Genomic DNA, 13,290 nt, shown 5'->3' on the forward strand with positions numbered 1-13,290 from the left:
GTTGCCCAATCGGCAGCGGGGGCTCTTTCTGTGGGCCCTTTGTTTGAACGGCCTACTTGCGCTTACCAGCCCTGTGGCTTGCCCTTGTTCTGCTCTTCAAGCCAATCCATCAACGGGGCGAAATACTCGATCATCGCCTTGCCGCTCATTTCGCGGGTACCGGTGAAAGCCTCCAGTGCGTCCGGCCACGGCTTGCTCGCGCCCATTTCCAGCATCGCATTGAGCTTCGCACCGACTTCCTTGTTGCCATAGAAACTGCAGCGATGGAGCGGACCTTCCCAGCCGGCTTCGTCACAGGCAGCCTTGTAGAACTGGAACTGCAGCACGCGGGCGAGGAAATAGCGGGTGTAAGGCGTGTTGCCCGGGATATGATACTTCGCCCCCGGATCAAAGGCATCAGCGGGGCGATCGACCGGCGGGACAATGCCCTGATATTCCGTCCGTAGCCGGGTCCAGACGTCGTTATATTGCGCTGGCGCAATCGAGCCATCAAACACGCCCCAACGCCATTTGTCGACCAGATGCGCGAAAGGAAGGAACGCTACCTTGTCCATCGCCTGGCGCAGCAAGAGGCCGATATCCTTGTCCGCACCGGGCACGTCCGCACGATCGAGCATATCGATCTGGACCAGATATTCCGGCGTGATCGAGAGCGCCAGCATATCGCCGATCGCCTCATGGAAACCATCATTCGCGCCGTTGAGGTGCAGATAGTCCTGCATTTTGTACGCGCGCTGGTAATAATTGTGGCCGAGCTCGTGATGGATCGTGATGAAGTCATCCGCATTGCGCTTGATGCACATCTTGATGCGGATGTCGTCTTTGTTGTCCAGATCCCATGCGCTGGCATGGCACACCACTTCGCGGTCGCGCGGCTTCACGAACTGGCTGCGCTCGTAGAATGTCTCCGGCAGCGGTTCGAAACCCAACGAGCTGAAGAACTGCTCGCCGATCCGAACCATTCCTACCTCATCGAGCCCCTTTTCCTCAATCAACGCGGTCAAGTCATAACCGATGTCCCCCTCCCCTTCGGGCGCGACCAACGGGTAAATATTGCCCCATTCCTGCGCCCACATATTGCCGAGCAAATCGGCACGGATCGGGCCTGTGGCGGGCTGGACCGCATCGCCATATTTCTCATTCAACTTGGCACGGGTGTACGTGTGAAGCGCCATGTAGAGCGGCTTGACTTCCTCCCACAGCTTTTCTTTCGCGTCGGCGAATTCCTCTGCGCTCATATCGTAATTCGAACGCCACATCGCTCCGACGTCGGTAAAGCCGAGCTCTTTTGCGCCATCATTCGCAATTGCGACCATGCGGACGTATTCGTCTTTCATGGGCGCACCGACCTGACCGTGCCAGCTCGCCCACATTTCGGCGAGTTGTTCGGGTGTCCGATCCAGGTTCCCCATCTCGGCCTCGATGTCGCTGCCGTTGATCGGTTCGCCGTTCAGCGTGCCCTTGCCCTTGCCATATTGGCTGCCAAGGCTGGTCGCGATTGTGCTCAATTCAGCCGCGGCGCCTTCTGTTGTCGGCGCGGGCAGGACGATACCTGTGCGCAGCATATCGAGCTTGCGTGCGACTTCTGCGTCGAGCCCGGCGATCTGCGCGTACTTTGCAGCTTCCAGGGCATATTTGACTGATTTTTCCGTACCTTCCGCCCCGGCCTTGGCCACGAGTGCATCGGTATCCTGGGTGATATAGGTCGCATTGATCCAATAGACTTTGCTCGCCTCAACCGAGAAATCGAACAGATCCTTTTCGACCATGGCCACCCAATCGGCTGCGCCTTGCGGGGTCATCGGGAATTGCGAGGTCGCCTGTGCTTCGTCTGCCTTGTGGCCGTCGGCCAATGCAGGAGTGGCAGCCAAAACAAGGGCTAGCGCCGAAAGCGCGGGCATTGCGAATTTCATGGGAACATCCTCTTGATCGGAAAACCGGTTTCTTATGACACCAGTTTGAACCCGCAGCGCGGCTTAATCAAGCGGCGCTTTTGCGGTTCAGATCGAGGAATATACCGTTCAATGGCAGCACGAAACAGGCGATCCAGGATATCGCCTTGGGATAATACATCGCCGCCGCGAGCGCCGCCTGGCGGTCGTCCCCTGCCCCGGCCATGAGCTGCTGCAATTGCAGGATGGTCTCGGTGAAATCGGTCGCGAGGAAGATAATCGCAGAGGCAAGCAATGCCCATCCGATGATGCGCAATGTTCCCGTGCCGACCTTCAGGAAATACAGACCACCTAGCAAACTGCCGAAGCCATAGAGCGCGATGAAGATCAGGTCGCTGGTCATCGCGGTAAAGGCATTGCGCAACACACCAGCTTCCGCCCAGGACGATTGCACATAATCAACCCGTGCCGCGTTGCCTGCGGTCTGGTGAGCTGTAATGCCCGATGGCACCGTATCGATCGCCAACGGGAGGTGAAGATACGCAGCAATTGCAAACGCGATCACGCCCCCGATCCACACAATCAGAAAGCGGCGTCGCGTAATCATGCAGTCTTCTCCAGCCAATCGGCGATAGCCGCCCCGAGATCGGGTTTGGTCACGCTCGACATGTGTGTGCCGGGGATCTCCGAATAGCTGGCATTTGGCAGCAGTTCGGCCAATTCGATGGCGGAACCGTTATCGCGATCTTCATCCCCACACACGACGAGCGTCGGCATAGAGATATTCTGGAGGCTCGCAAGGTCCAAATCCGGCAATGTTTGCAATAACATGCGGGCCGCCAAACGATCGACACCCTGGGACTTCAGGAACTGCATGGAGAAATAGGCCGGGTCGCCACGCTCAATTGTGTCAAACTCATCGATAACCCGCAGGAAATGCGCCGATCGCTTGGTCCATTCGCCCAATCCCGCAGTGCCCATGCCGCCGATGACCAGCCGCTGCGGATCAAGGATACCCTGGACCACGGCGTGGAGCGACGTCCGCGCACCAAGCGAGAAGCCGCCCAGCACATAGTCTTCCAGCCCCAGTTGATCGACCAGCGCCGCCACATCACGCACCAGCACATTCTCGGGATACTTTGCGGGATCATGCGGAGCTTCGCTCTGGCCGTGAACACGGAAATCCAGCATCAGCACTTCATAGCCTGCTGCAGCGATCGTATCGGCATGGCCCCACTTGATCCAGTTCATATCGGCATTCGAAAACAGGCCGTGGAGCAGGACGAAGGGTTGTCCGGAGCCGATCCGATGTAGCGCGAGCCGAGTACCGTCGAATGAGTCGAAAAACTCGGTTGTCATTGGCTGGCGATCCCGACCAGTTCGACCCATTCCTGCGACGAAGACGGATTACCTTCCATCGTCCGTGCGTTCTCGGGCAAGTGCAGCCACGGCTGCTTGCTCTGAACCCATATATGAGCGGCGGGGATTACGGACGAACTCCCAGTAAGAGTTCCGCAACGCAGGCTCGCCATCCCGGGCCTGCTGTCATTTTCCGCGTAGATCCGCGCCTTGCATCGCGGGCAACCGTAGATGGTCGATGCCGACCCACTCGGCTGCGTGTATTCTGCAACATCGAGCTCGCTATTAATCTCGATATCCTTGAGGAAAAAGAGCATGTGCTCGCTAAAGGCCGAACCCGTTCTGGTCTGGCAATCCGTGCAATGGCAGGCGTAAGGGTTCAATCGAAAGCCCTCGGCGATCGTGTATTCTACCCGGCCGCACAGGCAGCCTCCCTTCAACACGCCCTTCACCGCTTGGTCAGCCCCTTCTGCTCCATCCGCCATTGCGCCATTTCGATGCGATCCTGCCCGAAGAAAGGTTCGCCTTCGAAGACCAGCGTGGGAACGCCCCAATGGCCGGCCTGCTCGAGCGCATCCTGGTTGGCACCGATTTCCGCGTCGAGTGCTTGTGCATCGTCAGCCACCTCGGCTTCGAGCTCTGCAAAATCGAGGCCTGCACGTTGGGCGGCGCCGGCCAGATGATCCCCCTCGTGCCAATTGTCGACTGCGCCTGAGAAGATAAGCTTCGATGCTTCTTCCGCAAAAGCGAGCCCCTTGCCACGCCGAGTTGCTGCCTGACCCAGCCGCCCAAGGCGGTAGATGTAGGGCTGGTCCGAAGCGATTTCGCGGGTCGCCAGATCTTGTACGACAGGATCCGGGCGGGGCCATCGGAAGGGGATTCCGAGCATCTCGGCCGCGCGCATGGAATCCATCAGGATATAGCGTGGTGCAGCCGGATTGCCTGTGAACAGGATATCGGGATCACGGATCGCAATCGGCCAAACCGTCCGCAGCGTGATATCGAGGTCATATTCCTCCGCCATTGCGCGATAACGCGCAGCGGCAAGGTAGCTATAGGGCGAACGAAAGCTGAAGAAGAGATCGGCGGTCAGGGTCATCGGTCATACTCCGTCAGCGGAAGAAACAATTCGTGCCGGCGTAGAGCCCCTCGACGGCATCCTCGCCCATGAAGCCTCCCATAGAGTCACCCAGGGCGAATTCATCACCCAGCGTGCTGTCGGGGATTGGCGAATATCCATCGACCCCTTCCACTTCCTGCCTGGGGGAGCCGACCGAAATGTTGCCCTGGGTCGCGATCTGTTGGTTCGCTTCGTTGAATGACCAGCCGACCAGAAAGTCGTTTTGGAAATTGACCGTCAGCCCGCCCGGGAAATTGGTGAATTCCATTGCCCCGGCCCCGCATTCCGCGATCGCGTCACGGCCTTCCGGTTCGCCCAGAACCTTGGCCAGCGCGGATTCGACTTCATTGCGGCCCGAGGAGAAATAGAACGCTTCGGCACCAGCTGCGAGGCCGCCGCTGCGCAAGACGACACGATCTTCGTCAACCGCAGCCGCCTGTGCATTCTGTTGTTCGTAAGGCGGCGGGACGTCGCTGCTGCACGCGGCCAACAGGCCTGCCATCACCAATGCCAGAGCCCGTTGATCCCACCGTTTCACTGCCGTTACCCCTTCTTCAGATGTGTGCGCCCCAACAGTTCGGCGATCTGTACCGCATTGAGAGCTGCGCCCTTGCGCAGATTGTCGGAGACGCACCACAGCGTCAATCCGTTCTCGACCGTCGGATCCTCGCGCACGCGGCTGACATAGGTTGCCCCGTCACCGGCACTTTCTACCGGCGTGACATAGCCGCCATCTTCGCGCTTATCGATCAACATGATGCCCGGCGCCTCGCGCAGGATTTCCATCGCCTGTTCCGCACCAAGCTCGTTTTCAAACTCGATATTGACCGCTTCGGAATGGCCCACAAAGACCGGCACCCGCACACAAGTGGCGTTGAGCTTGATGGACGAGCCCATGATCTTCTTGGTCTCGACCATCATCTTCCACTCTTCCTTGGTGGAACCGTCATCCATGAACACATCGATATGCGGGATCACGTTGAAGGCGATCTGCTTGGTGAATTTCTCCGGCTCTACCGGATCACCGACGAAGATCGCACGGCTCTGGTTAAAGAGCTCGTCCATGCCCGCCTTCCCGGCACCGGAAACCGACTGGTAAGTGCTCACAACCACGCGCTTGATCGTAGCCGCATCATGCAAAGGCTTGAGCGCAACCACCAGTTGTGCAGTCGAGCAGTTGGGGTTCGCGATGATGTTGCGCTTGGAATATCCATCGATCGCATCCGGGTTCACTTCAGGCACGATCAGCGGCACATCCGGGTCCATGCGATAAAGCGAACTGTTGTCGATCACGACGCAGCCCGCCTTGGCAGCAATCGGTGCATATTGCTTGGCCGGACCCGAGCCCGCAGAGAACAACGCGATGTCCCAACCGGCCCAGTCGAAATGCTCGATATTACGGCATTTGAGCATCTTGCCCGTGTCGCCGAATTCCACCTCGCTCCCGTGCGAGCGCGAGGACGCAACCGCAGCGATTTCCTCGATCGGAAACTCCCGCTCGGCCAATACCTGCATCATTTCACGCCCGACATTTCCGGTCGCGCCGACAACGGCTACGCGATAGCCCACTTCATTTCTCCATTTGTATTCGACGGCGGACTTAGAACTCTGGTTCCGGACCGCAAGGCCAATCCCGCTTGAAGCGTCAAAAGAAAAAGGGCGCCCCGGTCATCCCGGAGCGCCCTTTTCGTGTCTCTATGCCCGCCGGACTTAGTCCTTGGCAGGACGCGTATCGCGACGTTCGGCGATACGCGCACTCTTACCGGTGCGGCCACGCAGATAGTAAAGCTTGGCGCGACGCACGACACCACGGCGAACCACGGTGATGCTGTCAACGATCGGCGCATAGAGCGGGAACACACGTTCCACGCCTTCGCCGAAGCTCATTTTGCGCACGGTGAAGTTGCTGCCCATGCCGCGGTTGGACCGGGCGATGCACACACCTTCGAAATTCTGGATACGTTCGCGGTTGCCTTCCGTCACCTTGACGCCGACACGAACGGTGTCGCCGGCACGGAATTCGGGAATGTCCTTGCCTGCGTTGGCAATTTCTTCCGCTTCGATTTGCTGGATCAGGTTCACTGGTCCGGTTCCTTGTCTTTTCGCCGCGCACCAGAGGCAGACTGGACCCGAGCACCCCTGTGGCGCTCCCATAGATCCGGCCTGCGTAGCCGTGTGATCGCCTCTGCCTGGGCTTCACGCCAAGCAGCGATCTTCGCATGATCCCCCGATCGCAGCACTTCAGGGATCGTGCGCCCTTCCCAGATTTGAGGTCGGGTGTAGTGAGGATACTCAAGGAGGCCGTTCTCGAACGACTCTTCGGTACCACTCGAAGCCGCGCCCATTACGCCGGGAAGCAGCCGAATGCAAGCGTCGAGTATGGCCAGCGCTGCGGGTTCGCCGCCAGACAGGACGATATCGGCCAGCGACACTTCTTCCACGTCACGCGCGTCAAAAATCCGCTCGTCAAATCCCTCGAACCGACCGCACAGGATGGTGACCCCCGGCCCGGCTGCCAGCTCGCGGATGCGGGCCTGTGTGATGGGCGTTCCGCGCGGTGTCATGGCGAGCACAGGCGCATCGGGCTGCCGCTCGCGTGCATGGTCAATCACCGCGCCCAGAATATCCGCCTTGAGCACCATGCCTGCTCCGCCCCCAGCCGGCGTATCATCGACTGTACGGTGCCTGTCGGTAGCAAAATCGCGCGGGTTGACGGTCTCGCAAGACCAATCCCCCCGCTCCAGCGCCTTGCCCGCCAGCGATTGGCCCAACGGCCCAGGAAACATCTCCGGATAGAGTGTAAGGATGGTGGCGGCGAAGGTCACGCCCTGCGCACCGCAACAACGAAGAGCCGAAGACAGAAGCCGACGGCTACTATTGCAAGGAACCACAATGCTGCAAAAAGCACTGCGCGCTCGATCTCAGGCACCAGATTGTCGATCATGTTGGGCGGTGGCGAACCATTTTCAGCGTCGTGCCGCCCGATCGCTACCAGTTCGCGAAACACAGTGAGAGCTACGTATCCTAGCGCAGGAAGGATCGCCAGTGAGGAAATGAGCAAGCGCAACCGCCGCTCCGGAAACAGCGTCCTCCAGAAGAAGTTCATCGCAACTGTTGCCAACACGAAAATGGTGACCATCCAAGTGCTCAAGACCTGCGCTCCCGAACAACCCCATCCTTGGCCCGCGTATCGACGCTGAGCTCAAACACGTCGGGCCGCGAGTAGTGCCCGTCGGTGTCAAGGCTCGCGAGGCCCTCGCTGATGGCTGAGAGGTCGAGTCCAGCATGCAAAATTTCCTCGCCCTCGCCCGCTTGCGCGACGACGCTGGCATCGGGCGCGGCGATCAGGCTGCGGCCTTTATTGAGCACATCGCCCTCAATCGCCTCGGCCAGTTCGCGCGCTGCTGCGTCGCCGCCGGTTCGCTCGATTCCATCCAGCAAATCGTCTTTCGTCTGAACCAGCCCCGCTGCGAGCACAAAGCACCGCCCCTCCATCGCATAGTGACGGCTGGCGATGGCGTATTGCTCGCGCACGGTCGGCCAGGCGGCGACGTGGACTGCCTCGCCGAGATTGTGCATCGCTGCGCGGGCGAGCGGCATCCAGTGTTCCCAGCAGATCAGGCTGCCGACGCGGCCCCATTCGGCCTGGTGCACGCCCAGCGTCGAGCCATCGCCGCGCATCCATACCAGCCGCTCGCCATGGGTGGGGACGAGTTTCCGATGGTCCAGCACTGGCAATCCCGGGCGGAAGGTCAGCTGGTTGTTGTAGAGCGAATTGCGCACGCGTTCGTGCGCGCCAATGCTGATCACCGCGCCGGTCTCGTCGCATAACTCCTGCAACGGCAGCAGCCGCTCGTCATTGGGAACGACCGCATTCTCCAACAGGATGCGATGCAGCGCCTTGCTACCCGGATGATCCCACAGCGCCGCGCCTGGTGCCTCATCGAGCCACAACGGATAACCGCCGAGGAAAGTCTCCCCAAACGCAACTAGCTGCGCGCTGCCGTCGATGGCTTCTTTGGCGAGCCGGGTCGCTTGCGTAATTCCATCGCCAATGGCGAGCGGGATCGGGCGGCCCTGGACGATAGCGACGTTAAGCGTGGTCATCCGCTCAGCCTTCGGCGAAATCAGCAGCAATCACAAGCCGTTCGCCGTCCCACTCGATCACCGCCTGTTTGGTCATCGGCACCATAAAGGTCTTCATGCCCTTAACCGGCACCGGATCTTTCTCGATTTCGATGACATCGGTTGCGCCGAAGTTCTGGACATCCACCACCTTGCCGACCGTGTTGCCCGTATCGGTGACGACCGCCAGACCCAACAGATCGGAATAGTAATACTCGCCCTCACCAAGCTCGGGGAGGGCATCGCGGGATATGGTGAGCGTGGTGCCGCGCAGCTTCTCCGCCTCGGTCCGGCCGGAGATTTCGGTGAAACGGGCGATTGCGCCGCCCTTGTTGTCGCTGCGGATCTTGCTGAGGGTCAATGCCCCCTGATTGAAGCTGCCGTGCTGTTTCAGGGCATCGATCCCGTCACCCAGCAGCTTCAGGCGGACTTCGCCCGTCACACCGTGCGCACCGGTTACGGCAGCCAGCGTGACGGACGTGTCCTGTGCCAACGGGCTTAGCCCTCGGCCTTTTCTTCGCTGTCGTCAGCCTTGGCGTCTTCGGCCGGGGCTTCTTCAGCAGGAGCTTCCTCAGCAGGAGTTTCCTCAGCGGCAGGTGCTTCTTCCGCCGGAGCTTCTTCGGCCGCAGGCGTTTCTTCAGTCGCTGCTTCTTCGGTTGCTACTTCTTCCTCGGCAGGAGCTGCTTCGGCTTCCTTGGCAGCTTCAACAGCTGCCGCAGCCTTCTCGGCTTTCTCTTCAGCGCGCTCGGTTGCTTTCTCGCCCGGCTTCGCCTTGTTCGGGTTGTTACGGGCTTCACGCTCCATGATACCCGCGGCATCGAGGAAACGCAGCACGCGGTCGCTTGGCTGGGCGCCAACACCGAGCCAGTAACGGGCGCGGTCTTCGTTCAGCGAAACGCGCTTTTCATCATCCTTGGCGAGCAGCGGGTTGTAGGTGCCGATCTGTTCCAGATATTTGCCGTCACGCGGGCTGCGGCTGTCAGCAGCCACGATACGGTAATACGGACGCTTCTTGGCGCCGCCGCGCGAAAGACGAAGTGCAATTGCCATGGTTTAGTACCTTTCCAATCTAAATCTTTGTAATTTCTATTTCTTCTTATTCATCAAATCCTGAAGCTCAGGCGGGATCTCTCCGCCACCGGAACCGCCGAGTCCGGGCAGGCCTGGCGGTGCGCCACCTCCGCCCATGCCTCCGGGCAGCCCTGGCATTCCGCCACCGCCGCCGAACATGGAAGCAAGCCCTTTCAGGCCGCCCATCTTCTTGATCTGTTTCATCGCGCGGGACATCTCCTGGTGCATTTTCATCACCTTGTTGATTTCCTGCACGGTCGTGCCCGAACCGGCCGCCACGCGTTTCTTGCGCTTGGCATTCATCAGGGCCGGATTGGCGCGTTCCTTGGGTGTCATCGAGCCGATGATCGCATCCATATGGACCAGCACTTTGTCGTCCATGTCGGACGCGGCCATTGCAGCTTTGGCCTTTTTCATGCCGGGCATCATGCCCGCGAGCGCGCCGATGCCGCCCATATTCTGCATCTGCTTGAGCTGCATGCGAAGGTCGTTCAGGTCGAACTTGCCCTTCTCCATCCGCTTGGCGAGCTGCTCGGCCTCTTCTTCCTTGATGGTGGAAGCGGCCTTCTCGACCAGGCTGACCACATCGCCCATGCCCAGGATACGGTCGGCCACGCGGCTCGGGTGGAAGGCCTCCAGCGCATCCAGCTTTTCGCCGGTACCGGCATACTTGATCGGCTTACCCGTAACGGCGCGCATCGAAAGAGCGGCGCCGCCGCGCGCATCGCCATCCATCCGGGTGAGCACGACGCCGGTAAGCGGCACTTCGTCGGAGAAATTCTGCGCGACATTCACCGCGTCTTGGCCGGTCAGGCTGTCGACAACCAACAGCACCTCGGTTGGCGCAGAAACACCCGCAACGGCTTTCATCTCGGCCATCAGCGCTTCATCGACATGCAGACGGCCCGCCGTATCGAGCAACAGCACATCGACATTCTGAAGCTTGGCCGATTCCAGCGCCCGCCTTGCGATATCGACCGGCTGCTGGCCATCGACAATCGGCAGCGTCGCGACATCGACCTGCTCGCCCAGCACAGCCAACTGTTCCTGCGCGGCCGGTCGATTGACGTCGAGCGAGGCCATCATCGGCTTCTTGCCGTGCTTCTCGCGGATATATTTGGAAAGCTTTGCAGTGGTCGTCGTTTTGCCCGAACCCTGCAGGCCAACCATCATGATGACGACCGGAGGCTTAGCCTCCAGCACCAGCGGGACATGGCCATCATCACCATCTCCGCCGCCAAGCATCGCCACCAGTTCGTCATTGACGATCTTGACGACCTGCTGGCCCGGAGTGACCGATTTGAGGACAGATTCGCCAACGGCCTTCTCGGTGACCTTGTCGATGAAACTGCGCGCGACCGGCAATGCGACATCAGCTTCAAGCAACGCAATGCGTACTTCGCGCATAGCATCGCGCACATCCTGCTCGCGCAGCGCCCCCCGCCCGCGCAAGCGGTCGAACGTGCTACCTAGGCGATCGGACAGTGCGTCAAACATCGCTGATCATGTCTCCATCCATCCCCAAACGGGGAAAACGCAAAAAACGCCGGCGAACGAAACCTCGTTGGCCAGCGTGCGGTTGGGTAACCGACTTTCTTCTGTTTCGAATGGTGGAGCCTAGCGGGATCGAACCGCTGACCTCAACACTGCCAGTGTTGCGCTCTCCCAGCTGAGCTAAGGCCCCAATCATTCGTGTGCAGTGAGCCTTACAGCACACCGACCCTTGCGGGAAGCGGCGCTTTATGAGGGCATTTTTCCTTTCGCAAGGAAAAAGTGCCTCCGCACGCCATCCGGCGCGCGATATCCTCGCACCTGCGGTGCTACGGGCGGGCGGTCGCCCGAGCTTATGCGAGGCAGCAAGGGGCGCGGACGCGTCCCGCCCGCAGGGTCAAAAAAATCAGGATTCCGGCTCTTCGTCGTCGCCTTTGCCCTTGGATACGCCAAGGTCATCGTCGCCACCCAGATCCACTTCGTTGTCCGGGGAATCATCGTCCTCGTCGACGTCGATATCCAGATCATCATCGGCAAGGTCGCTATCAGCTTCCTTGTCCTTTTTCTTCTCGTCTTCCTCGAACGGGATCGGCTGCTTGGTCTTGAGCACAGGCTCCGGAGACCATTCTTCACCGCACTCGATGCAGGTGACCGGATCTTCCTTGCCGAGATCGTAGAAGCGTGTCCCGCATTTGGGGCAGCTGCGTTTTGTGCCCCACTCTGGCTTAGCCATTCTCACTGTTCCTTTGGTCGGGCCCGGCACCATTCGGCGGGCCGCGCATAAAAATTCTCTATCTTGATGGGTAGCAATAGGCTCCGAATCAAGAGCGCCGCGCGCCTTGCCATAGGGGCATCCCCCTGTCAAAAGCCGCGCCCCGAAAGAGGCCGTTTTGCAAGACCATTCCAGACCCCATCGTTTCCTGCCATCCGGCCCCCTCACAGGCCGTGTGCGTGTGCCTGGCGACAAGTCGATCAGCCACCGGTCGATCATGCTTGGTGCACTCGCTGTCGGCGAAACCCGGGTCGCCGGCCTGCTCGAGGGTGAAGATGTCTTGGCCACCGCCGCCGCGATGCAGGCAATGGGCGCGCAGGTCGAACGCAAGCCCGATGGCAGCTGGTCAATACATGGCGTGGGGGTCGGTGGATTGCTCCAGCCCCATTCCTCTCTCGAAATGGGCAATAGTGGTACCTCCACTCGCCTGCTGATGGGCCTGGTCGCCAGCCATGGCATCACAGCGACTTTCACGGGGGACGCGAGCCTTTCGGGCCGCCCCATGGGCCGCGTTACCGAACCGCTCAGCCTGATGGGCGCACAGTTTCATGGCAATGCGCGCGGAACGTTACCGCTGACCACGGAGGGTATTTGCCCTGCCGTACCGATCGCATATCGCCTCCCTGTCGCCAGCGCGCAGGTGAAGAGCGCAATCATGTTGGCCGGGCTTAATACACCTGGCATTACGACCGTGATCGAGCCTGTGCCGACCCGTGACCATTCGGAACGCATGCTGGCAGGCTTCGGTGCCAAGGTCGAAATTGAAGAAGCTGACGGAGAGCGCATCATCCGGGTCCACGGCGACGCCGAATTGCGCCCGCAAGAGATCGAAGTGCCCGGCGACCCTTCATCCGCTGCCTTCTTCGCCGTTGCGGCCTTACTGGTCGAAGGGAGCGACCTCGTGATCGAGAATGTCGGTCTCAATCCTACGCGCGCCGGGCTGTTCGACGTGTTGCGGAAGATGGGTGGGTCGATCGAGGAACTGAACGCCCGCGAGGTTGGCGGGGAACCGGTGGCCGATCTGCATGTGCGCCACTCGCTATTGAACGGTATAGACGTCGATCCGGCAATCGCCCCCAGCATGATCGACGAGTTTCCTGTGCTGTTCGTCGCAGCAGCGCTGGCCAAGGGGCGAACCACGACCACCGGACTGGAAGAGCTTCGGGTCAAGGAAAGCGACCGGATTGCCACTATGGCCGCCGCCTTGAGCGGTGCCGGCGCACAAGTCGAAGAGCGCGACGACGGATTGGTTATCCATGGCACCGGCGGCGCACCTCTGCGCGGCAGCGCGAACAGCCGGACCAAGACCCGCCTCGATCATCGCATTGCCATGAGCATGGCAATCGCCGGTCTAGCGAGTCAGGACGGCGTAGAAGTCGACGACACGCGCCCGATCGCCACCAGCTTTCCCAATTTCATGGACTTACTTGCCGGGGCCGAAGCATGAGGCCCCTCATTCT

At 60.2% G+C, this 13,290-nt stretch carries 16 protein-coding genes and 1 tRNA gene; 1 reads left to right on the forward strand and 16 read right to left on the reverse strand.

Annotated elements, in window-relative coordinates:
• Positions 1-62: 62 nt before the first annotated feature.
• The 16 genes from ABD653_RS03775 to ABD653_RS03850 all read right to left on the reverse strand — a co-directional run bounded on the left by ABD653_RS03775 (position 63) and on the right by ABD653_RS03850 (position 11,791).
• Entirely contained in the window at positions 63-1,913 is a 1,851-nt protein-coding gene (locus ABD653_RS03775; protein ID WP_160779933.1) for a M2 family metallopeptidase, read from the reverse strand.
• A gap of 67 nt (positions 1,914-1,980) precedes the next feature.
• Positions 1,981-2,499, reverse strand: coding sequence for a hypothetical protein (locus ABD653_RS03780; RefSeq protein WP_160779934.1), 519 nt, complete (start codon positions 2,497-2,499; stop codon positions 1,981-1,983).
• Entirely contained in the window at positions 2,496-3,251 is a 756-nt protein-coding gene (locus ABD653_RS03785) for an alpha/beta fold hydrolase (protein ID WP_160779935.1), read from the reverse strand. Before ABD653_RS03785 ends, ABD653_RS03780 begins: the two co-directional genes overlap by 4 nt.
• Positions 3,248-3,736 (reverse strand): GFA family protein, encoded by a 489-nt coding sequence (locus ABD653_RS03790; protein WP_160779936.1) that lies wholly within the window; start codon positions 3,734-3,736, stop codon positions 3,248-3,250. Before ABD653_RS03790 ends, ABD653_RS03785 begins: the two co-directional genes overlap by 4 nt.
• Positions 3,700-4,350 carry a 2-hydroxychromene-2-carboxylate isomerase gene (locus ABD653_RS03795; protein ID WP_160779937.1) on the reverse strand — a complete coding sequence of 217 codons (651 nt, stop codon included), beginning with the start codon at positions 4,348-4,350 and terminating at the stop codon, positions 3,700-3,702. Before ABD653_RS03795 ends, ABD653_RS03790 begins: the two co-directional genes overlap by 37 nt.
• A 13-nt stretch (positions 4,351-4,363) precedes the next feature.
• A complete protein-coding gene (locus ABD653_RS03800) occupies positions 4,364-4,909 on the reverse strand; it encodes a putative periplasmic lipoprotein (RefSeq protein WP_325065408.1) in 546 nt (181 codons plus the stop codon).
• 5 nt (positions 4,910-4,914) lie between these two features.
• Positions 4,915-5,940, reverse strand: coding sequence for an aspartate-semialdehyde dehydrogenase (locus ABD653_RS03805; RefSeq protein WP_160779938.1), 1,026 nt, complete (start codon positions 5,938-5,940; stop codon positions 4,915-4,917).
• A gap of 141 nt (positions 5,941-6,081) precedes the next feature.
• The gene (gene rplS / locus ABD653_RS03810; RefSeq protein ID WP_160779939.1) at positions 6,082-6,453 is read right to left on the reverse strand and encodes a 50S ribosomal protein L19; all 372 of its coding nucleotides are present in this window, start codon (positions 6,451-6,453) and stop codon (positions 6,082-6,084) included.
• A complete protein-coding gene (gene trmD, locus ABD653_RS03815) occupies positions 6,450-7,196 on the reverse strand; it encodes a tRNA (guanosine(37)-N1)-methyltransferase TrmD (protein ID WP_160779940.1) in 747 nt (248 codons plus the stop codon). The genes rplS and trmD overlap by 4 nt, the downstream gene beginning before the upstream one ends.
• Positions 7,193-7,510, reverse strand: coding sequence for a hypothetical protein (locus ABD653_RS03820; RefSeq protein WP_344705278.1), 318 nt, complete (start codon positions 7,508-7,510; stop codon positions 7,193-7,195). Before ABD653_RS03820 ends, trmD begins: the two co-directional genes overlap by 4 nt.
• An 8-nt stretch (positions 7,511-7,518) precedes the next feature.
• Positions 7,519-8,478 carry a carbon-nitrogen hydrolase family protein gene (locus tag ABD653_RS03825; protein ID WP_160779942.1) on the reverse strand — a complete coding sequence of 320 codons (960 nt, stop codon included), beginning with the start codon at positions 8,476-8,478 and terminating at the stop codon, positions 7,519-7,521.
• A gap of 4 nt (positions 8,479-8,482) precedes the next feature.
• Positions 8,483-8,989: a ribosome maturation factor RimM gene (rimM, locus tag ABD653_RS03830; protein ID WP_160779943.1), complete on the reverse strand. Its 507-nt coding sequence runs from the start codon at positions 8,987-8,989 to the stop codon at positions 8,483-8,485.
• A 5-nt stretch (positions 8,990-8,994) separates the two neighbouring features.
• Entirely contained in the window at positions 8,995-9,546 is a 552-nt protein-coding gene (rpsP, locus tag ABD653_RS03835; RefSeq protein WP_160779944.1) for a 30S ribosomal protein S16, read from the reverse strand.
• Positions 9,547-9,582: 36 nt separating this feature from the next.
• Entirely contained in the window at positions 9,583-11,064 is a 1,482-nt protein-coding gene (gene ffh, locus ABD653_RS03840; protein ID WP_160779945.1) for a signal recognition particle protein, read from the reverse strand.
• 111 nt (positions 11,065-11,175) lie between these two features.
• Positions 11,176-11,251, reverse strand: a tRNA-Ala gene (locus ABD653_RS03845).
• A 213-nt stretch (positions 11,252-11,464) separates the two neighbouring features.
• Positions 11,465-11,791 carry a TIGR02300 family protein gene (locus tag ABD653_RS03850; RefSeq protein ID WP_160779946.1) on the reverse strand — a complete coding sequence of 109 codons (327 nt, stop codon included), beginning with the start codon at positions 11,789-11,791 and terminating at the stop codon, positions 11,465-11,467.
• A 157-nt stretch (positions 11,792-11,948) separates the two neighbouring features.
• On the opposite strand from ABD653_RS03850, the gene aroA reads away from it, so the two are divergent.
• Positions 11,949-13,277 (forward strand): 3-phosphoshikimate 1-carboxyvinyltransferase, encoded by a 1,329-nt coding sequence (gene aroA, locus ABD653_RS03855; protein WP_160779947.1) that lies wholly within the window; start codon positions 11,949-11,951, stop codon positions 13,275-13,277.
• Positions 13,278-13,290: the final 13 nt, after the last annotated feature.

It is taken from the genome of Parerythrobacter jejuensis (genome assembly GCF_039536765.1).
Taxonomy (GTDB): Bacteria; Pseudomonadota; Alphaproteobacteria; order Sphingomonadales; family Sphingomonadaceae; genus Parerythrobacter; species Parerythrobacter jejuensis.

Bases quoted from the DNA above. Each gene is read 5' to 3' on its own strand.
- ABD653_RS03775 (WP_160779933.1), bottom strand. From the start codon at position 1,913: ATGAAATTCGCAATGCCCGCGCTTTCGGCGCTAGCCCTTGTTTTGGCT.
- ABD653_RS03785 (WP_160779935.1), bottom strand. From the start codon at position 3,251: ATGACAACCGAGTTTTTCGACTCATTCGACGGTACTCGGCTCGCGCTA.
- rpsP (WP_160779944.1), bottom strand. From the start codon at position 9,546: ATGGCAATTGCACTTCGTCTTTCGCGCGGCGGCGCCAAGAAGCGTCCG.
- ABD653_RS03795 (WP_160779937.1), bottom strand. From the start codon at position 4,350: ATGACCCTGACCGCCGATCTCTTCTTCAGCTTTCGTTCGCCCTATAGC.
- ABD653_RS03850 (WP_160779946.1), bottom strand. From the start codon at position 11,791: ATGGCTAAGCCAGAGTGGGGCACAAAACGCAGCTGCCCCAAATGCGGG.
- ABD653_RS03825 (WP_160779942.1), bottom strand. From the start codon at position 8,478: ATGACCACGCTTAACGTCGCTATCGTCCAGGGCCGCCCGATCCCGCTC.
- ABD653_RS03820 (WP_344705278.1), bottom strand. From the start codon at position 7,510: ATGGTCACCATTTTCGTGTTGGCAACAGTTGCGATGAACTTCTTCTGG.
- ffh (WP_160779945.1), bottom strand. From the start codon at position 11,064: ATGTTTGACGCACTGTCCGATCGCCTAGGTAGCACGTTCGACCGCTTG.
- ABD653_RS03790 (WP_160779936.1), bottom strand. From the start codon at position 3,736: ATGGCGGATGGAGCAGAAGGGGCTGACCAAGCGGTGAAGGGCGTGTTG.
- ABD653_RS03780 (WP_160779934.1), bottom strand. From the start codon at position 2,499: ATGATTACGCGACGCCGCTTTCTGATTGTGTGGATCGGGGGCGTGATC.